The 23,937-nt window shown below is 66.1% G+C and carries 22 protein-coding genes and 3 pseudogenes; 14 read left to right on the top strand and 11 right to left on the bottom strand.

Features of this window, described 5'->3' with window-relative positions; genetic code table 11:
• Positions 1–97: 97 nt before the first annotated feature.
• From Q9K23_RS20230 to Q9K23_RS20220, 3 genes are all read right to left on the bottom strand, one after another.
• On the bottom strand, positions 98–1,468 hold the full coding sequence (locus tag Q9K23_RS20230; RefSeq protein ID WP_053778132.1) for an FAD-binding oxidoreductase: 1,371 nt from the start codon (positions 1,466–1,468) through the stop codon (positions 98–100).
• On the bottom strand, positions 1,465–2,115 hold the full coding sequence (locus Q9K23_RS20225) for an NAD(P)H-binding protein (RefSeq protein ID WP_053778143.1): 651 nt from the start codon (positions 2,113–2,115) through the stop codon (positions 1,465–1,467). Before Q9K23_RS20225 ends, Q9K23_RS20230 begins: the two co-directional genes overlap by 4 nt.
• A 229-nt stretch (positions 2,116–2,344) precedes the next feature.
• Positions 2,345–2,614: a GlsB/YeaQ/YmgE family stress response membrane protein gene (locus tag Q9K23_RS20220; protein WP_020791178.1), complete on the bottom strand. Its 270-nt coding sequence runs from the start codon at positions 2,612–2,614 to the stop codon at positions 2,345–2,347.
• Between the two features lie 172 nt (positions 2,615–2,786).
• On the opposite strand from Q9K23_RS20220, the gene Q9K23_RS20215 reads away from it, so the two are divergent.
• The gene (locus tag Q9K23_RS20215; protein ID WP_020791179.1) at positions 2,787–3,266 is read left to right on the top strand and encodes a MarR family transcriptional regulator; all 480 of its coding nucleotides are present in this window, start codon (positions 2,787–2,789) and stop codon (positions 3,264–3,266) included.
• Between the two features lie 72 nt (positions 3,267–3,338).
• On the top strand, positions 3,339–5,219 hold the full coding sequence (locus tag Q9K23_RS20210) for an MFS transporter (protein WP_053778133.1): 1,881 nt from the start codon (positions 3,339–3,341) through the stop codon (positions 5,217–5,219).
• A gap of 96 nt (positions 5,220–5,315) precedes the next feature.
• On the opposite strand, the gene Q9K23_RS20205 is transcribed toward Q9K23_RS20210, so the two are convergent.
• The 3 genes from Q9K23_RS20205 to Q9K23_RS20195 all read right to left on the bottom strand — a co-directional run bounded on the left by Q9K23_RS20205 (position 5,316) and on the right by Q9K23_RS20195 (position 6,685).
• Positions 5,316–5,531 (bottom strand): hypothetical protein, encoded by a 216-nt coding sequence (locus Q9K23_RS20205; protein WP_053778134.1) that lies wholly within the window; start codon positions 5,529–5,531, stop codon positions 5,316–5,318.
• A 99-nt stretch (positions 5,532–5,630) separates the two neighbouring features.
• Positions 5,631–6,188, bottom strand: a complete 558-nt coding sequence (locus Q9K23_RS20200) for a hypothetical protein (RefSeq protein WP_020792443.1) — start codon at positions 6,186–6,188, stop codon at positions 5,631–5,633.
• A 125-nt stretch (positions 6,189–6,313) separates the two neighbouring features.
• Positions 6,314–6,685 carry a hypothetical protein gene (locus Q9K23_RS20195; RefSeq protein WP_020792442.1) on the bottom strand — a complete coding sequence of 124 codons (372 nt, stop codon included), beginning with the start codon at positions 6,683–6,685 and terminating at the stop codon, positions 6,314–6,316.
• Here Q9K23_RS20195 and Q9K23_RS20190 point away from each other — a divergent pair.
• Complete coding sequence (locus tag Q9K23_RS20190) at positions 6,684–7,157, top strand: NUDIX domain-containing protein (RefSeq protein WP_020792437.1); 474 nt, start codon at positions 6,684–6,686, stop codon at positions 7,155–7,157. The two genes, Q9K23_RS20195 and Q9K23_RS20190, sit on opposite strands and share 2 nt — an antisense overlap.
• A gap of 19 nt (positions 7,158–7,176) precedes the next feature.
• On the opposite strand, the gene Q9K23_RS20185 is transcribed toward Q9K23_RS20190, so the two are convergent.
• Complete coding sequence (locus tag Q9K23_RS20185) at positions 7,177–7,830, bottom strand: alpha/beta fold hydrolase (RefSeq protein WP_020792439.1); 654 nt, start codon at positions 7,828–7,830, stop codon at positions 7,177–7,179.
• Positions 7,831–8,060: 230 nt separating this feature from the next.
• Here Q9K23_RS20185 and Q9K23_RS20180 point away from each other — a divergent pair, with 230 nt between their 5' ends.
• The 4 genes from Q9K23_RS20180 to Q9K23_RS20165 all read left to right on the top strand — a co-directional run bounded on the left by Q9K23_RS20180 (position 8,061) and on the right by Q9K23_RS20165 (position 12,363).
• A complete protein-coding gene (locus Q9K23_RS20180) occupies positions 8,061–9,038 on the top strand; it encodes an NADP-dependent oxidoreductase (protein WP_053778136.1) in 978 nt (325 codons plus the stop codon).
• Positions 9,039–9,127: 89 nt separating this feature from the next.
• Positions 9,128–9,958, top strand: a complete 831-nt coding sequence (locus tag Q9K23_RS20175) for an aldo/keto reductase (RefSeq protein ID WP_020791569.1) — start codon at positions 9,128–9,130, stop codon at positions 9,956–9,958.
• 42 nt (positions 9,959–10,000) lie between these two features.
• Positions 10,001–11,194 (top strand): aminotransferase class I/II-fold pyridoxal phosphate-dependent enzyme, encoded by a 1,194-nt coding sequence (locus Q9K23_RS20170; RefSeq protein ID WP_020791568.1) that lies wholly within the window; start codon positions 10,001–10,003, stop codon positions 11,192–11,194.
• 5 nt (positions 11,195–11,199) lie between these two features.
• Positions 11,200–12,363 (top strand): serine hydrolase domain-containing protein, encoded by a 1,164-nt coding sequence (locus Q9K23_RS20165; protein ID WP_053778137.1) that lies wholly within the window; start codon positions 11,200–11,202, stop codon positions 12,361–12,363.
• 514 nt (positions 12,364–12,877) lie between these two features.
• Here Q9K23_RS20165 and Q9K23_RS20160 read toward each other — a convergent pair.
• Positions 12,878–13,117, bottom strand: a complete 240-nt coding sequence (locus tag Q9K23_RS20160) for a hypothetical protein (RefSeq protein WP_020791965.1) — start codon at positions 13,115–13,117, stop codon at positions 12,878–12,880.
• A 184-nt stretch (positions 13,118–13,301) separates the two neighbouring features.
• Here Q9K23_RS20160 and Q9K23_RS20155 point away from each other — a divergent pair.
• The 3 genes and pseudogenes from Q9K23_RS20155 to Q9K23_RS20145 all read left to right on the top strand — a co-directional run bounded on the left by Q9K23_RS20155 (position 13,302) and on the right by Q9K23_RS20145 (position 15,604).
• A pseudogene (locus Q9K23_RS20155) lies at positions 13,302–14,580 on the top strand (IS3 family transposase).
• Positions 14,581–15,080: 500 nt separating this feature from the next.
• Complete coding sequence (locus Q9K23_RS20150; RefSeq protein WP_053778889.1) at positions 15,081–15,341, top strand: type II toxin-antitoxin system prevent-host-death family antitoxin; 261 nt, start codon at positions 15,081–15,083, stop codon at positions 15,339–15,341.
• Positions 15,342–15,349: 8 nt separating this feature from the next.
• Positions 15,350–15,604, top strand: a complete 255-nt coding sequence (locus tag Q9K23_RS20145) for a Txe/YoeB family addiction module toxin (protein WP_020791966.1) — start codon at positions 15,350–15,352, stop codon at positions 15,602–15,604.
• 705 nt (positions 15,605–16,309) lie between these two features.
• On the opposite strand, the pseudogene Q9K23_RS20140 reads toward Q9K23_RS20145, so the two are convergent.
• Positions 16,310–16,570, bottom strand: a pseudogene (locus tag Q9K23_RS20140) (Hsp20/alpha crystallin family protein); the annotation flags it as partial.
• Between the two features lie 78 nt (positions 16,571–16,648).
• On the opposite strand from Q9K23_RS20140, the gene Q9K23_RS20135 reads away from it, so the two are divergent.
• Positions 16,649–18,120 (top strand): IS3 family transposase gene (locus Q9K23_RS20135; protein ID WP_305950258.1). Its coding sequence is split into 2 segments (ribosomal slippage): positions 16,649–17,018 and positions 17,018–18,120, totalling 1,473 coding nucleotides; the frame shifts between segments, so codons are not numbered across the junction.
• A 34-nt stretch (positions 18,121–18,154) separates the two neighbouring features.
• On the opposite strand, the pseudogene Q9K23_RS20130 reads toward Q9K23_RS20135, so the two are convergent.
• Positions 18,155–18,361 (bottom strand): annotated as a pseudogene (locus tag Q9K23_RS20130) (Hsp20/alpha crystallin family protein); the annotation flags it as partial.
• A 339-nt stretch (positions 18,362–18,700) separates the two neighbouring features.
• On the opposite strand from Q9K23_RS20130, the gene Q9K23_RS20125 reads away from it, so the two are divergent.
• Positions 18,701–19,003: a hypothetical protein gene (locus tag Q9K23_RS20125; protein ID WP_020794390.1), complete on the top strand. Its 303-nt coding sequence runs from the start codon at positions 18,701–18,703 to the stop codon at positions 19,001–19,003.
• Positions 19,004–19,174: 171 nt separating this feature from the next.
• Here Q9K23_RS20125 and Q9K23_RS20120 read toward each other — a convergent pair whose 3' ends face one another.
• Positions 19,175–20,569, bottom strand: a complete 1,395-nt coding sequence (locus tag Q9K23_RS20120) for an IS1380 family transposase (protein WP_305950257.1) — start codon at positions 20,567–20,569, stop codon at positions 19,175–19,177.
• A 520-nt stretch (positions 20,570–21,089) separates the two neighbouring features.
• On the opposite strand from Q9K23_RS20120, the gene Q9K23_RS20115 reads away from it, so the two are divergent.
• Both Q9K23_RS20115 and Q9K23_RS20110 read left to right on the top strand, forming a co-directional pair.
• Complete coding sequence (locus tag Q9K23_RS20115; protein ID WP_053777165.1) at positions 21,090–22,727, top strand: aromatic/alkene/methane monooxygenase hydroxylase/oxygenase subunit alpha; 1,638 nt, start codon at positions 21,090–21,092, stop codon at positions 22,725–22,727.
• Positions 22,728–22,848: 121 nt separating this feature from the next.
• Positions 22,849–23,901, top strand: a complete 1,053-nt coding sequence (locus Q9K23_RS20110; protein WP_020791743.1) for a 2Fe-2S iron-sulfur cluster-binding protein — start codon at positions 22,849–22,851, stop codon at positions 23,899–23,901.
• Positions 23,902–23,937 lie beyond the last annotated feature (36 nt).

Here is a 23,937-nt window from a genome sequence, read left to right as displayed (position 1 = left end):
AGGGATCGCAACCTTGCCCAGACTCGGAATCACCGTGAACGAAACACCCGCTGCCGGTTGAGCAGTCGGCCGCAGCACGGTCAGTCGAACAGCACGGTCAGCCGAACAGCACTCCGGGATTGAGCAGACCCTGCGGGTCCAGCGCATCCTTGATCGCCCGCATCGTGGCCAGGTCCACCGCCGATCGACCGAGGTGGGTCCACGCCGACTTGGCACGGCCGATACCGTGCTCGGCGCTGATGCTCCCGCCGTGCCCGGCGATGACCGCGAACACCGCCTCGGTGAGGCCGTCGGCGTCGTCGGGTGGCACGTCGAGCAGGTTGACGTGGATGTTGCCGTCCCCGACGTGGCCGAACAGGATCGGACGACACCGATGATCGCGGGAACCGGCGAGTGCCTCGAGGTCGGCAACGGCGTCACCGAGGGCATGGATCGGCACCGAGACATCGAGTTTGACGACCGGTGTGGCGGTCGAGCGCGAGATCGACTCGGTGTGGCGTTCGCGTACCTCCCACAGCGCGCGGCCCGGCCCGGGTTCGACCACCGCGTCGAGTACGCCGTCGGCGGTCTCGAGCACGCCGAGGAGTACGTCCTGCACACCGCCGGTCCCCGACACCTCGAGCAACAGGTAGAACGGTGCGGCCGTGGCGACGGGGCGCCGCACCCCGTGTTCATGGACCAGGGTGACACCGGCGTCGGTCATCAGTTCGGCGGCCTCGATCGTCAGCCCGGCATCGCGGGCGGCGCCGATCAGGGCGGTGGCGTCGTCGACGGCGCGCAGGGCGATCACCGCGACCTCCGCGCCGGTGGCCGGGCGCACCAGCCGCAACAGCACCCCGGTGATCACCGCCAGGGTGCCCTCGCTGCCCGCAAGCAACCCCGGGATGTCGTAGCCCACATTGTCTTTCACCAGCGGTGACCAGCGACGCAGAATCCGGCCGTCGGCGAGTACCGCCTCGATGCCGAGCACCTGGCTCCGGGTGTTGCCGTGGCGGATCATCCGCACCCCACCGGCATTGGTGGCCACCACCCCGCCGGCGGTCGCCGATTCCCGGGAGGCGAGGTCCACCCCGAACATCAGCCCTGCGCGGCCTGCCGCGGTGTCGATCGTGGCGACGCTCGCCCCGGCCTGCACACCCACACTCTGTCCGACGATGTCGATCTCGTCGACGTCGGTCATCCGTGCGGTGCTGAGCAGGATGGTCGGCCGCGACCCGTCGGCATGTGACGGCGGCACGGACCCGCCGACGAGGCCGGTGTTGCCGCCCTGCACACAGATCCGCACCCCCTCGGCGGCACACAGGGTCACCACTGCGGCGACCTCGTCGGTGGTGCGTGGGCGCACCACCGCGTCGGCATGGCCGGTGTAGCGGCCCATCCAGTCGGTGAGATAACCGGCGGTGGCGTCCGGATCGGTCAGGACATGTGCGGTCCCCACGATCTCGCCCAGCCGCCTCGTCAGGTTCACCGAGAGTCCGCGCTCAGCGCCTCGGTGATCGGCACGTCACCGTCGTTGAACTCGATGGTCCGGCCGATGGTCGTCGGATCGGCGAGGACCGCAGCGGCCACCAGCGCGACGTTGTCGCGGCTCACCTCACCTTTGTCGACGCCGACGGCGATGCGGCCCGACCCGGCGGTGTCGGTGAGCCGGCCGGGCCCCAGGATGGTCCACTGCAGCGACGTCTGGGCCAGCCGGGCATCGGCGGCGGCCTTGGCCTGCGCATATGGATAGAACGAGTTGTCCTCGGGGACACCGTGACCGGGTCCGGCCCCGAAGTACGACACCATCACGTACCGATCGACCCCGGCCGAGGCGGCGGCCGCCATCGACGCGATCGCGGCATCGCGGTCGACGGCGTAGGTCCGTGCGGGGTTGCCGCCACCCGCACCGGCCGACCACACCACCGCGTCATGTCCGGCGAGGACCGATGCCAGACCCGCGACGTCGAGTGTCTCGACATCGGCGACAACGGGTTTCGCGCCGGTGGCGGCGACGTCGCCGGCGTGCGCCTCGTTGCGGATCACCGCCGTCACCTCGTCACCACGATCGGCGAGGATCTTCTCCAGCCGTAGGGCGATCTTTCCGTGCCCGCCGATGATCACCACGCGAGACATGCGTTCCTCCACTCCATTCCAGGTTTCACGAGGCCGTTCCCGGTCACCCGCGTTCACCGACGATCGGTTTCATCAAGAGATCGGTTTCACGAGAACTCGGCTTCACGCGGATTCGGCGTGCACGGTGGCTCGCCGCGAAACCACAGCCTACGAGGGCCTGCCGCCGACGAGAACCCCGGTGCCGAGAATGCCCGCGACACAACCACAGTCATGCCGCGGACCGTTCGGATCAGGCCTTGGTGCGACCTCTGACCAGGCCGACGATCCACAGCAGGATGCACGAGCCGGCCAGGCAGGTGACGAAGCTGAAGATCAGCCCGCCGCCCTTGACGTCCACGCCGAACAGACTCAGCAGCCAGCCGCCGATGAGACCGCCGACGACGCCGACCACGATGTTGAGCAACACCCCCATCTGGTCGTCGGTCTTCATGATCTTGCTTCCGATCCAGCCGGCGAGACCGCCGATGATGATCCAGCCGAGAAAACCCAGTCCGAGCATGTTGACCTCCAGTTCGACACCAGATGCCTCGACCCTACGCGTGTGTCCGGATCGGTGGGTGCGACACGAGGCGACCGGCTTCGGCAGGCCACTGACCAGCCCTTTACGGTTCGTTTACTTAGCTACAAGCAACTAATATCTCATCCGTTCCCTTCGACGGATCGAGATCCCCATGCCCCAACCGACCGCCTCCGCGAGCACCTCGCCGGCGTCCGACACCCCGGACGTCGTGGTGCTGTATCACGACCTGGTGCGGATCACCCGCGCACTGCGCACCGCCGGCCGCGGCGGCCTGACCGCGGGCCTGTCGTCGGCGTTGTGGACGATCCTCGCCCACGGTCCGTTGCGGCTGTCGGACCTCAGCGACCGTGAGGGCGTGAGCATGCCGACCATGTCTCGCGTGGTCGGCACCCTCGAACAGCACGGCTACGTCGAGCGCACACCCGATCCCGACGACGGACGCGCCCGGCTGCTGGTCGCGACCGACCTCGGCCGCGACTACCTGCGTGAGGCCAGGTCGCACAAGGCCCAGGTGCTCACCACCGCCCTCGACCAGCTCGACCCCGTCACCCGGACGAACCTGCAGACCGGTCTGCGCGCCCTCGCCGACACCCTGGCCGATCCCGAGACCGAGCCGATCCCCGAGAACTGACCGCCGGCACCTGATCCCGCACAGATCCGAACAGCCCGCTTCCCGACCACCCGCGATCTCAGGAGACACCACATGACCGCCGCCTCCCCGGCCGTCGGCACCACCGCCGACGATCTGGGGCCCCACTACAAGTGGATCGCCCTCTCGAACACGACGCTCGGCATGCTGATCGCCACGATCAACTCGTCGATCGTGCTGATCGCGCTGCCCGACATCTTCAAGGGCATCGGCGTCAACCCCCTCGATCCCGGCAACACCAGCTACCTGCTGTGGATGATGATGGGTTTCCTGGTGGTCACCGCGGTACTGGTGGTGAGCTTCGGTCGGCTCGGCGACATGTTCGGCCGTGCTCGCATGTACAACATGGGTTTCGCGATCTTCACCGTGTCGTCGATCCTGCTGGCGATCACCTGGTTCGACGGCAGTGAGGCGGCCATCTGGCTGATCTTCTGGCGCGTGATCCAGGGCATCGGCGGCGCGTTCCTGATGGCGAACTCGTCGGCGATCCTCACCGACGCCTTCCCGGCCAACCAGCGGGGTCTCGCGATGGGTATCAACGGCGTGGCCGCGATCGCCGGATCATTCCTCGGCCTGATCATCGGCGGTGTCCTCGCACCGATCCAATGGCACTACATCTTCCTGGTGTCGGTGCCGTTCGGCATCGTCGGCACCGTCTGGGCGTACCTGAAGCTGCGCGACACCGGGGTGCGCCGCCGCGCCAAGATGGACTGGTGGGGCAACCTGACCTTCGCCGTCGGGCTGGTCGCGATCCTGGTGGGCATCACCTACGGCATCCAGCCCTACGGTGACTCCGACATGGGCTGGACCAACCCGTGGGTGCTCGCCGCACTGATCGGTGGTGCGATCGTGCTGGGCGCCTTCGTCGTCATCGAGACCAAGGTGGCCAGCCCGCTGTTCGAGCTGTCGTTGTTCGGCAACCGCTCGTTCGCCTTCGGCAACCTCGCCAACCTGATGGCCTCCATCGGCCGTGGCGGTCTGCAGTTCATCCTGATCATCTGGCTGCAGGGCATCTGGCTGCCGCAGCACGGCTACGACTACACCAAGACACCGCTGTGGGCCGGCATCTACATGGTCCCGATGACGATCGGCTTCCTGATCAGTGCACCGGTCTCGGGCGCGCTCTCCGACCGTCTCGGCACCAAGTGGTTCACCACGATCGGCATGCTGATCACCGCGGGCACCTTCGGCGCGCTGATCGCGATCCCGGTGGACTTCACCTACTGGGTGTTCGCGCTGATCCTGCTGATCAACGGTATCGGGATGGGTCTGTTCGCCTCGCCGAACCGTGCCGAGGTGATGAACAGTCTCCCGGTGACCTCCCGCGGTTCCGGTGCAGGCATGATGACGACCTTCCAGAACGCCGCGATGGTGCTGTCCATCGGCCTGTTCTTCTCGCTGATGATCGCCGGTCTGAGTGAACATCTCCCCTCGGCGATGTTCGAGGGCCTGACCGCCGGCGGTATGCCCGCGCAGGCAGCCGACGGGATCTCGAGTCTGCCGACCGTCGGTATCCTGTTCGCCGCATTCCTCGGCTACAACCCGATCAAGGAGGTCGGTGGCCAGGCGCTGCAGGGTCTGCCGCAGGCGAGCGTCGATCACCTCACCGGCCTGGAGTTCTTCCCGCATCTGATCAGCGATCCGTTCGCCGACGGCCTCTCGGCCGCGTTCACCTTCGCCCTGATCTGCTGTGTGATCGGCGCGGTGGCGTCGTTGTTCACCGGCGGCCGCAACAGCAGTCCCGAGCCGGTCGACGCCCGGCTGCCGCACGAATCGCTGGGCGCCGAGCTCGCGGCCGTGGCCGCCGAGGCCTCCGGAGAGGCTCCCGCCGAGCTGGTGGCCGACACCCCCGCAGTCGGCGATCGCGTCACCGGCGATCGCGTCACCGGCGACCGGGGTGCCGATCGGCCGGACCCCGAGGTCGCACGGCGCTGATCCGCTCTGCCGACCGCAACCCGGTGAGCTCCATGCGATGACCTCCACTCCGCTGATCCGGGTCGGCCGGTGCCGTCGGGCATCGGCCGGCCCGGTTCAGAAGGTGGCGGGCGGCTTCGGGCCGTTGCCCGAGCGGGAGATGCGGTACAGGGCGATGGCGCCGTAGACCGCGAGCCCGATGAAGCCGATCCAGATCAGTCCCTTGATGATCGGGCCGAGCATGGCGAGCGCGATGAGCGCCACCGCGATGATCGCGAGGACCTTCCAGAAGCCGAAGGCGGTGCGGTTGGTGGGTTCAGTTGATGTGTTCATGCCCCCACCATGCCCGCCTGGCACCCCGATTGCACTGGTCAGAGCGGGTTCTGGGGGAAAGATCAGGGGTTACCCCGACGCATCGCATCGCCGGTTCCCTCAACTCGCCCGGGGTAGCCACGTCGTGACGGTGTAGGTACATCCCAGCTCCCCCGGACTGACGATGCCCCGTCGGTCGCGGAACCAGGTGATGCAGACGTCGGCGGCACAGTCGACCGACCGGGTCACCATGTATCCGTGGGTGCAGTCCCGGAACCGGTCCTCGTAGTTCCACCGGTCGAGCAGGCCCCGCGGCACCACATAGCCCGCGACCGAGGGGATCTCCATCAGCGTCGTCGACAACCGGACCAGCAGCGAACCGTCGCGCAAGACCATGATCTGAGCGCACGGCACGTCGTCACCGGGATCGGCCCCGGCCACAGCATCCGGCTCGACCACGGCGTCCGGCTCGACCGGGGCCTGGTCGTGATGGGTGTCGTCGTGACCGGCGGGGCCGAGGTCGAGGACCGCCCCGCGTGGCATCCCCGACACCGACTCGGTCAGCCAGTCGCGCATCGCCGTCCAGTCGATCCCCGGACGGGCCGGGTCGGGATTCTCTGCTCGACGACGGTCTCGGCCGGGGTCGTTCGGGTTCGGGAAGTGGTCGGATGTGGACATCGGGACCTCCTGAGTGGTCGCCGCGCACGGGCTGCACGGTCATCCGTTCTGGGATGAACTCAGTGAAGCACCGCCCACCGACAAAACGTCGAACGCGAGTGCGAATCTGCGCGACCAGGTGTCCCCTACTCGGCGTCGCGGGCCTGCTGCGACTGCCGCTTCTGCTCCTCGTACTCCTGGGCGATGTTCTCGTGATCGACGGTGATCAGCGGCTGACCGCCGAACTCCCGGTAGAGCGCGAAGATCGCCAGGATGACGCCGAGGATCGCGCACAGCCAGGTGCTGCCGGGAACGTCCCCCCACCCGCGGTTGACCACGTCGACCACCGCCCACACCACGCCGAGCAGGCCGATCGCCACCATGACCACCCAGATTCCGAGGCCTCGCACCGTCATCACTCCTGTCGTGTCCGCATCGCCGTGATCTCCGACGGTGATCTTGCCATGCGCCCGCCCCGCCGGGCCGGGCACGCCGGGTCCGGGCAAGATGTCGGTCATGCCGATCCCCGAGTTCATCCGCGACCTCCGCACCCATGTGGGCCATGCACCGCTGTGGTTGTCGGGGGTCAGCGGAGTGGTCGTCGACGACGCCGGCCGTGTGTTGCTGACCCGCCGTGCCGACACCGACGAGTGGGCGGTGGTCTCCGGAGTGCTCGAACCCGGCGAGGAACCGGCCCGCGCCATCGTCCGCGAGATCGGCGAGGAGACCGGTGTGCGCGCCGAGGTCGTCCGCCTCACCAGCGTCGACGTCACCCCGATGATCACCTACCCCAACCGGGATCAGACCCAGTACCTCGACGTCTGCTTCCTGGCCCGCCACCTCGACGGCGAGCCGCGCGTCGCCGACGACGAGAACACCGCGGTGCAGTGGTTCGCACCCGATGCGCTGCCCGAGCCGCTCGCCGAGACCACGCGACTGCGACTGGAGAAGGCCCTCGCCGGAGCCGAACAGGCCTGGTTCCGGCGCTGACCGGGCGCCTGCACCGAACTCAGACCGTCCCGCCGGCTCCCTCGGTCGCGGCGGCCAGGAATGCTCGCACATCGTCGATCTCGGCCTGGTTGACGCCGTGCGCCAGACCCGGATAGATGCGGACCTCGAGGGTGGAGTGGCCGGGCAGCCAGTCGATGGTCCGCTCGATCGCCACCGGGGCGATCACCGTGTCCTCGCGGCCCCGCCCCCAGAACACCGGCGGCCGGGTCCGGGCGAGCTGCTCGTCTCCGGGGAACTCACCGCCCTGGACGAATCCGCCCAGGATCACCGTGGCCGCGATGCGGTCGGGGCGGGTGCGCAACAACTGGGTGGCCATCAGTCCGCCCTGGGAGAACCCGACCGCCACGATCGGTGTGCCCGCGGGGAGCGTCGCGTCGATCCACTCCCAGATCAGTTCGGTGGCCGCGGCGACCTTGGCCGGGTCGGGTACGCCGGGTGTCTCGATCGGGAACCAGGCGTACGACCCGGGCTGCAGGGTCCGCGGACCACGCAGCGACGCCCACTGCAGAGCCGGGGCGATCAGTGCCGCGAGAGGTGCGAGGTCGTGCTCGTGGGAACCGAATCCGTGCAGGCAGACGACCACTGCACGGGGATCCGCTGCACCGGGATCGTCGAAGGTGTCGGTCGAGCGGATGTCGACGAGGGTTGTCACGGTGACCGGCTCCAGGCTTCGGTGGGTGTCGGGGTGTCGCGCTGCGCCGGCGAAGGCACCGGCCCACATCCGGACTCTAGTCCGATTGCCGGGCGGATGCACTCCCCGACCGCCCACACCTGTACCGACGAACCGCCCCCGTCGGACACCGGGCCCGGGTCTTGCGATCCGGCCCGCGCAGATCTCGCGGAATCGGAATATCGAGCGGTCGCGCCGCCATTGAACCGGTCATGAGCATTTCCGAAGAGAACCCGCTCGATGTCGAACCCTCCGCCGTGATCGCACGCCAGGCCGTCGCGCTCGGATACGGCGAGCCGACCGAGGTGATCGATCTGATCACCGCCGAACTCCCCTCCCCGCAAGACGACCAGGTCCGGGTGAAAGTCCGTGCCGTCGGACTCAACCCGGTGGACGCCAAGGTCGTTCGCGGATTCATGGGGACCGACGAATCCACACTGCCACTACACCCCGGCTATGAACTCGCCGGCACCGTCGAAGCGATCGGTGACGAGGTCGCCGACTTCGGCGTCGGCGACGAGGTGGTGGTCTACCCCACCACCGGAGCCCTCGCCGACCATGTGATCGTCGACGCGTCCCGGCTGCGACGCCGACCCGCAGAGGTGTCCCCCGAGATCGCCGCCGGACTGCTGCTGGCCGGGGCCACCGCCGCCGACACCCTGGCCACCGCCGGGATCACCGCCGGCGACGTGGTCGTCGTCCACGGCGGTGCCGGAGCCGTGGGTGTGGTCGCGGTGCAACTGGCGACACGCGCCGGGGCAACCGTCATCGCGACCGCCTCGCCGCGCAACCACGAGTACCTGAAGTCCCTCGGTGCCATCCCGGTGGCCTACGGCGCCGGCCTCGCCGACCGGATCCGGGAGGTCACCCCCGGTCCGGTGACCGCCGCGATCGACACCGTCGGTTCCGACGAGGCGATCGACGTGTCGTTGCAACTGGTTCCCGACCGTTCCCGGATCGTCAGCATCGCCGCCTTCGGCCGGGCCGACGACGGCATCGTGCTGGTCTCCGGCGGCGGTGGGCAGAGCCTGCAGCACCGCCTCGACGCCATCGACGACCTGCTGGCCGCAGCCGCCGACGGTTCCCTCGTGATCGAGGTGGCACGCACCTATCCGCTCGATGATGCCGCACAGGCGATCGCCGATCTGTCGGCACGCCACCCACGCGGCAAACTCGTCGTCATCCCCTGATCCGGGCCCGTCACCACCGACGGCATCACCACCCCACGCGCACGGGCACATCCGGTGTGCGCACACCCACTTCGTACGAGAGGTCTTCCATGACAGTCCCGTCCATCACGCTCAACAACGGCGTCGAGATCCCTCAGCTCGGCTTCGGGGTCTTCCAGATCACCCCGGAGGACACCGCCGAGGCCACGCTCACCGCGCTGGAGATCGGCTATCGCCACATCGACACCGCACAGATGTACGGCAACGAACGCCAGGTCGGCGAAGCCCTCGCGAAGTCGGGTATCTCGCGTGACGAGGTGTTCATCACCACCAAGCTCAACAACAGCTTCCACGACTACGACGCCGCTCTCGCCGAGACCGATCGCAGTCTCGAACGGCTCGGCGTCGACGCCGTCGACCTGTATCTGATCCACTGGCCGATGCCCGGTGTCGGCGACTTCGTACAGACCTGGAAGGCGCTGGAGAAGGTCTATGCCGACGGCAAGGCCCGCGCGATCGGTGTCTCGAACTTCCAGGCCGCCCATCTCGAGCGGCTTTTCGCCGAGACCGACGTGGTCCCCGCGGTCAACCAGATCGAGGTCCATCCGTATCTGACCCAGGCACCGTTGCGTGCCTTCGACGCGCAGCATCAGATCGCGACCGAGGCGTGGTCGCCGATCGCGCAGGGCGACGTCCTCGATGATCCGGTGCTGGAGCGTATCGCCGCCGAGGTGGGCCGATCCACCGCGCAGGTGACCTTGCGCTGGCACATCCAGCGCGGCGACATCGTCTTCCCGAAGTCGGTGACCCGCTCCCGCGTCGAGGAGAACTTCGCCCTGTTCGACTTCGAGTTGTCGGCCGAGCAGATCGCCGCGATCGACGCGCTCAACAAGGACAAGCGCCGCGGACCCGACCCCGACACCTTCAACTGGGTGCCCTGACCCGGGGCCGGACGGGGGTCTGCATGGGCGCACAATGAGCCCATGCAGATCTCCCGACGCGCGCAGCGGGTGGCCCCGTTCTATGCGATGGAGTTCGCCAAGAAGGCCGGCGAGCTCGAGGCGCAGGGCCATCACGTCATCCGGCTCAACATCGGCGAACCCGACTTCGGTGCTCCCCCGGCATTTCTGGAGGCCGCCCGCGAGCTCACCGACGGCCGTCCACTGACCTACACCGACGCACTCGGAACCCCCGAACTGCGGGCGGCGATCGCGGAGTTCTACGCAGCGCACTTCGGCGCGCGGGTCACCCCGGCCCAGGTCGCGGTCACCTCCGGTGCGTCGGCGGCGTTGCTGCTCGCCTGCGCCGCACTCGTCGATCCGGGTGACGGGGTACTCATCGGCGACCCGTCGTATCCGTGCAATCGGCAGTTCGCCGAGAGCTTCGGCGCCGAGGTGACGCTGGTGCCGACGACACCGGCGACACGGTTCCAGTTGTCGCCTGCACTGGTCGAGGAGGCCTGGACGGACTCCATCCGGGGCGCGATCATCGCATCGCCGTCGAATCCGACGGGGACGTCGGCCTCGCTCGCCGATCTCGTGGAGATGTGCAGGGCGATCGCCGGCCGCGGTGGGTGGACCATCGTCGACGAGATCTACCTCGGTTTGGCCGATCCGGGCGCCGACGGCCATCCGCCGCGTAGCGTCCTGTCCACCGACGATCGTGGCGTACACGCGAATACCGTTGTGATCAACAGCTTCTCGAAGTACTTCGGTCTCACCGGCTGGCGTCTGGGCTGGGCCATCCTGCCGGAGGACGTGGTCGAGGTGGCCGAGCGGCTGGCACAGAACTTCTACGTCTGCCCGCCCACCCCGGCGCAGTTGGCGGCACTCGCCTGCTTCACCCCGGAGTCGCTGGCAGTCAGCGAGGACCGCCGTCGGGAGTTCGCCAACCGCCGTCGGCTCGTCCTCGACGGACTCGAACGGATCGGGCTGCGGGTGCCGGTGGAACCCGACGGAGCGTTCTATGTCTACGTCGACATCTCGTCGACGGGGCTGGACTCGGGACAGTTCTGCGACCGTGCCCTCACCGAGGCCCATGTCGTGCTCACCCCGGGCAAGGATTTCGGCGTCGACACCGCCGCCGATCACGTCCGCCTCTCCTATGCGGCATCGACGGCCGATCTGGAGGATGCGATCGACCGCTTGGGCACCTTCGTCAAGGAACTGGCAGGCTGACACCGATGAGCACACCGACGATCGACATCCGGGGCATCCTCCACTCCGACGACCTGCCCGGAGTGGTGGCCGGTGTGACCACCTCGGCGGCCACCATCGGACTCGAGGCGACCGGTCCCCGACTGGTCGGCGAGTCCGAAACCCTTGCCGCCGACGCCGTTCTGGCGCTGTTCTCGACCACCAAGCCACTGACCTCCACCCTCGCCCTGCAACTCGTCGACGACGGCGTGCTCGACCTCGACGCTCCCGCCGCCGAGTACGAGCCCCGGCTCGGCGGGATCGGTGTGCTCGACGGCGTCGACGACGATGGGACCGTCCGACTCCACGAGCCGTCGTCGCCGGTCACCCTCCGCCGTCTGCTCACGCACACAGCCGGTTTCGGCTACGACTTCTTCGACGCCGATCTCGCCGCGGTGGTGCGTGCCCGCAGCCTTCCCGACATCGCCACCGCCACACTCGAATCCCTGCAGACACCACTGCTGTTCGATCCGGGTACGCGGTGGGAGTACGGCATGAACATCGACTGGGCCGGCCTGGTGATCGAGGCGGTCACCGGCCGCCGGCTCGGTGAGGTCATGCGCGAGCGCCTGTTCGAGCCATTGGGCATGCACGACACCACATTCGCCCGCGACGAGCGGTTGCTCGACCGGGCCGCAACGCTGCACGCCCGCACCCCCGACGGTGCGCCCAAGGCACTACGCGCCCCGTCGCGGCCGGACGCGCCCGAGCTGGACATGGGCGGTCAGGGCGCCTACTCGACGGCCGCGGACTACCTGCGTTTCCTGCGGATGTGGCTCAACGACGGTCGGACGGATTCCGGTGAGCAGGTGTTGTCGGCGCAGATGGTCGCCGAGGCCACCCGCGATCAGCTCGGCGACCTGCAGGTCACCGCTCTGCCCGGCGTCAATCCGCGGCTGACCAATCCGGTCGAGTTCTTCCCCGGCCACCGCAAGGGGTGGGGTCTGATCGCGATGACCAACACCGACGACGCCCCGACCGGCCGCCGCGCCGGTTCCCTCGGCTGGGCCGGCCTGGCAAATCTGTACTTCTGGCTGGACCGGACGTCGGACGTCGCCGGATTCTGGGCCACCCAGCTGTTCCCCTTCGCCGATCACACGGCGATGACCGCCGCCCTCGACTTCGAGACTGCGGTCTACCGGGCACGCTGATCGTTGGTTGAGCAGGACGACCTCGCGCAGCGAGGCCGACCGACCGTCGAAACCTCTGCCACGTCACGCCGGAACCCGCTCACCTCCGAGGTGGCCACCACCCGACCTCGGCCGACGCAGGTTTCGACACGCCTCGTCGCTCCGCTCCTCACCGGCTCAACCAGCCACAACCGATGGTTGAGCAGGACGCACCCCACCCCCGAGCTGCCCACCACCCGACCTCAGCCGCCGGAGATTTCGACACGCCTCGTCGCTCCGCTCCTCACCGGCTCAATCAACAACAATCGGTGGTTGAGCAGGACGTCCTCGCGCTAGCTGTAGTCGCCGGTGAGTCTGTCCAGCCACCCTGTGATCTCGTGGGGTGCGGGGGTGTTGAGGCGGGCGTGTTCGGCGGGGTCGCGGCGGATGGGGATGGGTGGGTGTAGGAGCTGGTAAACGGGTTCTTGCGGCGGGTCGCTGGGGGTTAGTGGGATGGGGTGACCCAGGACCGGGCGGGTGGCCATGTCGGGTTCTCCTATTGGGTGGGCGTGGTTTCGGGTGCGGCCTCGATGAATCCGAGGGCGAGTGTGAGGAGGTAGCGCATTCGGTCGGGGTTTCCGGTCAGTGCCAGGCGATCGCCGGTGTAGGGGTTTTCGATGGCGAGTACCGCGCCGGTTGTGTAGTCGGTGTCGCTGAGGTGTTTGTTCGCGGCGGATGCGGTGGGGTAGTAGGTGATTTCGCTGGTCATGGCGTCGATGTCGATTCGAGTACTCATGGCGCTGGGGGGCTCCTGTGTGTGCGATCCGGGCTATGTCGCGGCGTGGCGGCTGGTGTGGTCGGTGTGGTGTAGGGCGACGGCGATGACTGCCCCAAGGTCGTGGAGGTAGGGACCGGTGAGGTGGGACCTGACCCTGAACCTTGGACACGTTGAATCCCGCCAGTCGGCGGGAGGAAGCGAGATGATCGAGGTATGGCTCGCAAAACACTATTCAGAGCAGTTCCGTAAGGACGCGGTGGACTTGTACGAGTCGACCCCGGGTGCCACGGTCGGCAGTGTCGCGGCTGATCTCGGTGTCGAGCGGGGCACCCTGCGGAACTGGCTAGACCGTTACGGCACCGGTCGCAAGACTGCTGCCGATGGCAGCAACGCGCCCAGTCCTCTCAAGGCCCGACCGGACGCCGCCGGCGTGGCCGGTGTGGTCGGCGAGGAGAGCATCGAGGCCAAGGTCGCACGGTTGGAGGCCGAGAACGCGGCATTGCGCAGCGAGAAGCATAAACTGACCACCGAACGGGAGATCTTGCGTGCGGCAGCGAAGTATTTCGCGGCCGGAGACGAACTGGTGAGTCGCTGTGGAGTTCGTCGCCGACCACCTCGACACCTACCCGGTGAAGTGGCTATGCGAACTCGTCGACCTCGCGTGTTCGTCGTTCTATGCCTGGCGCAAGGCTGCCTCGACTCGGACAGCCCGAGCCGACGCTGATGATGTTCTGGCACAACGTATTCGACAGATTCATGATGGTGACAACACTTGCGGGGTGCCGCGGATCACCGCTGAACTCAACGATGGGGCGCCTCCGGCGGACCGGGTCAACCACAAACGGGTAGCCAGGGTCATGCGTGAACGCGGCATCGCCGGCTACCGACGGCGGCGGCGGGTGGTGACAACGATCCCCGAACCCGCCGATCAGAAAGTACCTGACCTGGTCACACGGAACTTCACCGCAGCGGCTCCCCATCAGGTGTACGTCGGAGATATCACCTATCTGCCACTCGCTGATGGCACCAACCTGTACCTGGCCACAGTGATCGACTGTCACTCGCGGAGGTTGGCCGGGTGGGCGGTGGCCGATCACATGCGCACCGAACTCGTCGCCGATGCCCTGCACGCTGCCCGCCAGACCAGGGGCAGCCTGTCCGGGGCGATCTTCCACTCTGATCATGGCTGGGTGTACACGAGCAAGGCCTACGCCCGGCTGTGTGCCGATCTCGCCGGTGACCCAGTCGATGGGGTCGGTAGGGACAAGTGCCGACAACGCGATGGCCGAGGCGTTCAATGCCACACTCAAACGCGAGGTCTCCAGGACGAGCGGTACTGGCCTGACCAACTCGCATGTCGCCGTGAAGTCTTCGGCTGGCTCGTGCGATACAACACCCGTCGCCGACACTCCTGGTGTGGCTACAGCACACCTATCGACTACGAAACCCGCTACGCTGCTACACTATCCATCGCAGCATGAATCCCACCCTGTGTCCAAGATCCGGGGTCAAGGCCCCCTCGCCTGGGGGCACACTGGTCTGAGGCGCAGGCCGTTCCACATCGGGCTCGTTCATGGACTTACGCTACGCCGAATGCTGGTGCACACCATCGCGAGCTCAATGAGCGGCTCGGTTCGGCTGATCTCGAGTGCAGCCCAGCCCGGAGTGCCGGCTGGCGTGTACGCGGTGGTCACGGAAGCAACCGGAAACAGGGCCCTGAGCATCGCCTCAGTCCTATCGGGCTGGTCGCGGCGCATATCTATCAGTGGCTCCACCGTTGGTAGGTGACGATAGCCATCCACCACAAGATCCTGACAGTCGGTGTCATCGGCATCTTCCCCGGTTGATGCAGCGTGGCGCGATCGGCCCGCTACCACGTCGGCGCGGTGATGATGGGTGGCCAGTGGGAACAAGCCTCTTCGTGGTCGCCCCCAGGATTAGTGGTACCATGTTTCGGTACCACTAGTGGATGGAGGGTGTTATGTCGATCAGTGCCAGCGAAGCACGGAAGTTGCTGTTCCCCCTGATAGAGCAAGTCAATAATGACCGCGACGCGATCGAAATCGTCTCCCGGAGGGGTAACGCAGTGTTGATGTCGGCCGACGAATACGCCGCATGGCAGGAAACGGCCTACCTGTTTCGCTCACCGACCAATGCGCGTCGATTGTTGGCCTCCTACACGCGTGCTACCGCGGGCGAGGTCGAAGCCCATGAGCTGGACCGAGCTGACAAGGACGCCTAGACGCCTAAGTGCGTCTCGTCTGGGACCAGTCCGCGTGGGAAGACTACGTTCACTGGCAAACTGCCGACCGGCGACTACTCAAACGCATCAACACCCTGATCGATGCGTGTTTGCGCGATGCATTCACCGGGATCGGAAAACCTGAACCACTCAAATACGGAGCCCAAGGCGCCTGGTCACGGCGCATCACTGACGAACACCGGCTCGTCTACCTGGTTGACGGCGAAGACTTGATCATCCTGCAGGCCCGCTACCACTACTAACCATGAACAGCAGATCGCACACCACGCAGACGCAATAGCCACACTCTCAGAGCACGTTACAAACACGAACTCATCTACCGACCGATTACCACCGAGTTGCCCTGGGGGCCACAATTACTCGGCCACCAGAGCAACCCGGAGAGATTGCTGTCGAGGACCCCTACGCGAACCGGGGGTGCCCGTTGCCACACTCCCAGTTCTGTCGAATAGTTCGCCCCATTCGCACACCATCCCGATCTGCGCATGTTATTGGTGGTGGGTTGGGGTGAGTGGTGCGCGGCATCGCATTGTGTGCGAGATGTTGCTCTTCGACTGCCACCGCCATCAGCGACTTGGGGGCTGGCTACTGTCGATTCACGGTACCCGGCCAGCCACTGTTCGACCTCAACGATCAGAACGATGACCCTGCCACGCACCCACTCCTCAGCAGAGGCTATCGCTGGAGATGTTATGGCGGCGAGGAAACCTCGCCGCCAGTTCCGAACCCCCGGTGGTGACGCTGCGTACGTGGATAGTCATCCCAGTCAGAGAATAGGTCCACCGCGATCTGTTGATCGATCCAGTCAGCATCGTTGACCAACGGTCGATCTGATTCCCGAAGCGCAGTAGCGATCATGACTTGACCCTCCTCACGGTCACGAAATCGGCGACGGTGCCATGGGGGCCGAGGCTTCCTCGGTCCTCGGCCCCCACCGACCAGGGATGTCAGTATGCTTCACTCGGAATATCTTGGGGCCCACCGGTAATAGCCTGAGGCCCGCCGGTAGCCTCCACCGTAATCTTGCGCGGTTTAGCCTTTTCTGCCACCGGGATCGTGACACTCAGGACACCATTGTCATAGGTGGCGGCAATACCGGCCACATCGATGCCCTCTCCGAGAGACAACTGCCGCCGATAGGTGCCGGAAAACCGTTCACTGGTCAACCATTGCACCCCCTCATCAGTAGGCACACTGCGTTGCGCCGACCCTGCATGCCAGGGTGAGTTGAGTCCAGCACTTCACAGCAACTCCGCCAGCAGGGCGAGATACGGATCAACCCCACCATGACGATCTCCACCATCATTCCGGTCGAGGACAATGACCACATGGTCTCCACCCACCCTCGAGCCGACGGCCCCCGCCGCCGACGCGTGTTCAGCCCCTCCGACAAGCTCGCGCACCTGGCCGCGTACGAGCAGGCATGCGAAGACGGCCGCGGCGGGGCCTACCTGCGACGCGAAGGCCTCTACTCGTCGTTGATCAGCGAGTGGCGCAAGCAACGCGACGCCGGGGTCCTCGCCGGCAAACCCGCCGGCACGAAGGTCGGCAAGCTCACCGCCGAACAGGCCGAGATCGCCCGCCTCACACGGGAGCTCGCCCAGGCAAACAAACGGCTCACCACCACCGAAGCTGCCCTGGATATCATGGGAAAAGCACACGCTCTCTTGGAATCACTTTCCGAGAGAGCGGACTCGGACGACAAGCCGACCACGCGTTGACAGCGGCGTGGAACGAATTGACCGAGGCAGGGGTGTCGACGAGAACGGCCAGCGCGTTGACCGGTGTGGTCCGTTCAACGGCGGTCCGGCACCGCACTGCCGCGACCGCACCGACACCGCCGGCGACGCCCACACCCACACCCGCAGTCGAGCCGCCGAACAAGCTCACCGCACTCGAACGCCTGCGCATCCTCGAGGTGCTCAACAGTGATCGGTTCGTCGACCAGGCGCCGCTCGAGATCTACGCCCAGCTACTCGACGAGGGCATCTACCTGTGCTCGGTGTCGACGATGTACCGCATCCTGCGTGAGAATGCCCAGGTCAACGAACGTCGCAGGGTTGCCAGGCATCCAGCGAAGGCATGCCCCGAACTGGTCGCGACCGCGCCCCGGCAGGTGTACTCGTGGGACATCACGAAACTCGCCGGGCCGGTGAAGGGCCAGTACTTCGACGCGTACGTGATGATCGACATCTACTCGCGTTACATCGTCGGCGTGCACGTTCACGCGCACGAATCAGGTGTACTGGCAAGAGAACTGATGGAACAGATCTTTGCGGTACACGGCATCCCGCAGGTGGTGCACGCCGACCGCGGTACGTCGATGACCAGCAAGTCCGTCGCGACGTTGCTCGCGGACCTCGAGGTCACCCGATCGCATTCACGGCCACGGGTCTCGAACGACAACCCGTATTCGGAGGCGGTGTTCAAGACCCTCAAGTACGGTCCCGGTTTCCCGGAACGGTTCGGATCACTCGGTGCGGCAAGGGAATTCATGATGCAGTTCGCCGAATGGTACAACCACGAGCATCGCCACAGCGGTATCGGGCTGCATACCCCGGCCGACGTCCATTTCGGTCTGGCGGCCGGCAAGGCCGCTGATCGCCGGCAGGTGCTCGATGCGGCCCGTGTGCGGTACCCGCACCGCTTCGGCACCACGGCGCTGCCGAAGATCCTGGCCCTGCCCGATGCAGTGTGGATCAATCAGCCGGCCGAGGATTCTCTGGCCGCTGTGGAGGCTGAAATGACAGTCGCGTAACACCTGCTGGACTCAACTCCCTTGACAAGTTCCGCGACAACGTCAACACACCATTATCGACAGCCACATCTATCGAACCAGGATCCGCACCAGGAAGATCAGCGACCAACATGTAGTGATCGTCGACCTTGTACAGATCCAACGGCATGAATCGTGGCGTGCGCGCTGTACCGGCAACAGCACCGGTCATCAATCCACGAGCCAGAGCATCGACATCGTTGAACGGATCAAAACGAAGCACAGCTACTCACCTCCTGAACATCAGGCTGCCCGCCACCCGTTGACGAGCAGCTCACGCTGTACGACACCAAAATAGCACCACAATCCCCCGTGCGCTAGCACTCAGCCACATCGAGTGCTAAAACAGGGGTGCCTGCTTCTGATGGCCGAGTCACGTGTCAAATACCAAGGAGGGCAGCATGACTGGACACGAAGACCCGACTCTTGACATGGTGGTCACCTGGCCAGAACCATCGCCATTGCATCACTGGTGGGCTACTGTGATGGCCACCAGCGACCCGGGCCAGTTGGGCAGAGATCACCGACACCACACCCACGATCTGCGGCACGGAGCGATTCGATGAGGCCAGCCCTGGCTACCGTTTCCCCACACCGAACACATCGGTTCGCGCTACCGCGGCGTCGCCTACTGCCGGCGAAGTCGCGCCGCCACGCGCACCCGCCGTACACCCCGCCGTGGGAGAAGCGGCAACGGTGGGACCCCCTGGATGCGCTCCTTGCCGCACTCCTGGCGACCATCGGATTCGCCGTCACCGTTCTTCTCATCCTCACCGGCTCAACCCCCGCTGCGGTGCTCACCGCGATTGCCATCGCATTCGGCTCCACCGCTCTGGAAATCTATATCCTGCACCGACTCCCCTAGCCTCGATGTTTCGTCGGGGGTCGCCCGGTGTTTGAGCGGGCCCGGAGTGGTGGTCTGAGGACCGGATTCCGGACCGGGGCCGTGAGTGGGTGGCCGAGCGTCGGTGGGCGTCGGGGTTCACGGCCCCGAAGTGCGTTGTCCTTTCAGTCGGTGGGTCAGGCTGGCCGGGGGTCAGCCGGGGTCGGGAAGTGCTGCGAGTCGGGTGAGTCCGTCGAGCAGTAGCTGCCGGTGGGGTGCGGTGGCGGCGAGTGTGAGTCGGGTCCGCCGCGCGTGACGGGTCAGGCGGGCAGCGATCGAAAACAGTTGTAGTCGTATCCGTTTGGGTTCCCACCGTCGGGCGGGGGTGGTGTCGAAGGCGAGCATCTGCGTCCAGGCGATCACCTCACACGCCACCGCGACGATGGCACACCAGATGCGGTTCTGATCAAAACCGTGCAGCGGAAGGTTCGTCAGGCCGCAGTCTTTGGCGGTGCGGATGCGGTCCTCACAGCGGGCCCGCCGCCGGTGGCGTAGTTCGAGTTCGGCGAGCTGGCCGCGGGGTGTGTTGGTGGCGAACGCGGTCAGCCGCATCCCGTTGCAGTCGGTGAACCGCAACTGCGCTCCCGGATGCGGTGTCTCTTTCCGGACGATGACCCGCATCCCGGCGGGCCAGCCCGACAGGTCCAGCATGCCCGTCAGTTCCGCGACCCACGCCCCGTCACGCTCGACACCGTCGGCGTCGTAGGCCGGGGTCCACGCCTCGGGTAGTAGTCGGTCGACGATCTCGGCGATGGCCTCGGTGAGTCCGAACCCGACCGAGTAGGCCAACCGCCGCCTGGTCAGATACTCCAGGAATTCGTGGGTACCGCCAGCCGAATCGGTACGGATCAACACCGTCTTGCCGATCCGATAGCCATCGACGCCGGGTACCTGGACCAGGGCCTGCTCGACGACGGCGATGTGATCAGCAGCGGTGTTCGACCCGGCATTACCGGGCCGCAACATGATTGCGAGGGGTTCGCCGGTGCCGGCGGCTTGGTGGTCGGCGAACGCGCACAGCGGGTGAAATCCGTAGCCTTTCTTCCAGTTTGGGGTGGCGTGTTCTTTGTCGGAGTGTGCGGTCACCAAGGTGGCGTCGAGATCGATGATCAACGGATGACGCGCATCGCGGTCGTGGTCGGGGGCTGCGGTGCCGGCCGCGGTCCACGCCTGCGCCCGGGCGGCGGCGCGGGCGGAGTTGATCGCCGACAAGGCTGCCGGTGCTTCGGTGGCCAGTGTGGAGATCAGCCGCGACACCGTCGGATCCGAGGCCACCGGCCCGAACACGCCCGGGTCGGCACGGATCTGGTTGATATCAGCCAGACAGTCGCCGCCCAAGGCGACCGCGACGGCGAGGTCGAGCAGGATCTTGCCCGGATCGTGAGTGGCCAGAGGCTTGCGCCACGGCGTCAACCCGGTCGACAAGTGCCTGCTCAGACCGGTTTTCTCGGCCGCCCGCAGCAGGACCGTCGCCCCGGCGTGCGACACCACCCCGGTTCGGGAACCATCTACAGACAACGACGGGTACCACGACGTAGACTTACTCACCTGAATGGTGCTCCTCGAACTGGTCCGATTGAAACTGTGGTAAGTCCAATCATCCCAGGTCAGGGCACCATTCTTCATTCACGACACGGAATCAGCGTGAAAGCCCGAGGCTAGACGGTATCGCGAGGACTGCTAGCGAGGCCGACCGTCCGTCGAAACCTCTGCAACGTCACGCCGGAACGCACCCACCCCCGACCTGTGCCCACCACCCGACATCAGCCGCCGGAGATTTCGACACGCCTCGTCGCTCCGCTCCTCACCGGCTCAATCGACGTAGTTGGTGCGCGGCACTCGTCGCTACGCTCCTCATCGGCTCAATCACCCACAGCCACACGATGGTTGAGCAGGCCGTCCTCGCACAGCGAGGCCGACCGTCCACGGCACGCGACGATGGAGTCGGCGCCGACAAACACCGTTGTCTCACAGTGAGACGTATGTGAGCCACGTCACGCGATTGTATGAATGCGCCTGAAGTCCACCCGGTCGGCAGTCCCGCCGGCTTCATCTGAGGAGGCGCACATTGAGCAGGCAGAGCTTGACCAAAGCCCATGCGAAGATCACCGAGTTGTCGTGGGAGCCCACCTTCGCCACCCCCGCCACCCGGTTCGGCACCGATTACACCTTCGAGAAGGCCCCCAAGAAGGACCCGCTCAAGCAGATCATGCGGTCCTACTTCCCGATGGAGGAGGAGAAGGACAACCGTGTGTACGGTGCCATGGACGGCGCGGTCCGCGGCAACATGTTCCGGCAGGTCCAGGAGCGGTGGCTGGAATGGCAGAAGCTGTTCCTGTCGATCATCCCGTTCCCGGAGATCTCGGCGGCCCGTGCGATGCCGATGGCCATCGACGCGGTCCCCAACCCGGAGATCCACAACGGTCTTGCGGTTCAGATGATCGACGAGGTCCGCCACTCGACGATCCAGATGAATCTCAAGAAGCTGTACATGAACAACTACATCGACCCGGCCGGTTTCGACATCACCGAGAAGGCCTTCGCCAACAACTATGCGGGCACCATCGGCCGGCAGTTCGGTGAGGGTTTCATCACCGGTGACGCGATCACCGCGGCCAACATCTATCTCACCGTCGTCGCCGAGACCGCCTTCACCAACACCTTGTTCGTCGCGATGCCCGACGAGGCCGCGGCCAACGGCGACTACCTGCTGCCCACGGTGTTCCACTCGGTACAGTCCGACGAGTCGCGCCACATCTCCAACGGCTACTCGATCCTGCTCATGGCACTCGCCGACGAGCGCAACCGTCCGCTGCTCGAACGCGACCTGCGCTACGCCTGGTGGAACAACCACTGTGTGGTGGATGCCGCGATCGGCACGTTCATCGAGTACGGCACCAAGGACCGCCGCAAGGACCGAGAGTCCTATGCGGAGATGTGGCGTCGCTGGATCTACGACGACTACTACCGCAGTTACCTTCTGCCACTGGAGAAGTACGGCCTGACCATCCCGCACGACCTGGTCGAGGAGGCCTGGAACCGGATCGTCAACAAGCACTACGTCCACGAGGTGGCCCGCTTCTTCGCCACCGGCTGGCCGGTCAACTACTGGCGGATCGACGCGATGACCGACGCCGACTTCGAGTGGTTCGAGGAGAAGTATCCCGGCTGGTACAACAAGTTCGGGCGCTGGTGGGAGGCCTACAACCGCCTCGCCTACCCGGGTCGTAACAAGCCGATCGCCTTCGAGGAGGTCGACTACGAGTACCCGCACCGGTGCTGGACGTGCATGGTTCCGTGCCTGATCCGCGAGGACACGGTGATGGACAAGGTCGACGGCCAGTGGCGGACCTACTGTTCGGAGACCTGCGCCTGGACCGACAAGCTGGCCTTCCGTGGCGAGTACGAGGGTCGTGAGACGCCGAATATGGGTCGGCTCACCGGCTTCCGCGAATGGGAGACCCTGCATCATGGCAAGGATCTCGCCGATGTCATCACCGATCTCGGCTATGTCCGCGACGACGGACAGACGCTGATCGGTCAGCCCCACCTGAATCTGGATCCCGACAAGATGTGGAAGCTCGACGACATCCGCGGCATCACCTTCAACAGCCCCAACGTGCTGCTGAACGAGATGGGCGACGCCGAGCGCGAGGCCTACATGGCGGCCTATCGGGCCAACCGCAACGGTGCAGTGCCGGCCTGACGCCGACCACCGCACCGCACCCGGCGCCGGCCGGGCGGCCACTCACCGACACCTCCGCGTCGGTGAGTGGTCGGGGCCGGCGCGCCCACATCCCGGAGATCCCACACCCGTAGGAGACATCGTGGCCGACTCCCACCGCATCACCTTCGAACCCGTCGACATCGAGATGGAGGTCGACGAGGACGAGACCATCCTCGACGCCGCCTTCCGGCAGGGCATCCACCTGATGCACGGCTGCCGCGAGGGCCAGTGTTCGGCCTGCAAATCCTTTGTCCTCGACGGCGACATCCAGATGGACGACTATTCGACGTTCGCCTGCAACGACGCCGAGACCGAGGAGGGATATGTCCTGCTGTGCCGTTCGTATGCCTACGGCGACTGCGAGATCGAACTGCTCAACTTCGACGAGGACGAGTTGCTCGGCGGTGCCCCGATCCAGGACATCACCACCACCGTCACCGCGATCGAACCGATGACCGCAGACATCGTGTCGCTGCAACTGCAGGTGTCCGGGACCGACGGATTCCAGTTCAAGGCCGGACAATACGTCGATCTGAGGATTCCCGGCACCGATCACACACGGTCGTTCTCACTCGCCACCACGCCGGCCACCCCGGACCGGCTCGAGTTCCTGATCAAGAAGTACCCGGGTGGGTTGTTCGCCGGAATCCTCGACAGCACACTGCAAGTCGGTGACGAGATCGGTCTGACCGGACCGTTCGGGAACTTCACCGTCAAGGACGGCCGGGTCCTGCCGATCGTGGCAATCGGCGGCGGAGCGGGCATGGCCCCGGTACTGTCGCTGCTACGGCACGCCGCACAGACCGGCCTGTCCCGACCGATGCATTTCTACTACGGTGCACGCACCGCGGCAGATCTGTTCTATCTCGACGAGATCGTCTCTCTCGGTGCACAACTCGAGACCTTCTCGTTCACCGCGTGTCTGTCGGAGTGCGCCGACGACGCCCCGGCCGGGATCACCGTGGAAAGCGGCAACGTCACCGACATCGTCGCCCGCACCCAACCCGACCTGGCCCGTACCGAGGTGTACTTCTGCGGTCCCCCACCCATGGTGGACGCCGCCCTGGCCCTGGCCGATTCCGCCGGGGTGCCCAAGGACCAGGTCTTCTTCGACAAGTTCAACAGCCCGGCGTTCTCCACCCCCGCCGTCTGACCCAGCCCCGCGATCACCGGCACCAGCCATCACCGG

Origin of the sequence: Gordonia sp. NB41Y (assembly GCF_030718915.1) — a bacterium.
In the GTDB taxonomy this organism is placed as follows: Bacteria; Actinomycetota; Actinomycetes; order Mycobacteriales; family Mycobacteriaceae; genus Gordonia; species Gordonia desulfuricans.
Note: the sequence above shows the minus strand (reverse complement) of the source record. Positions and strands in the feature narration are given on the sequence as shown.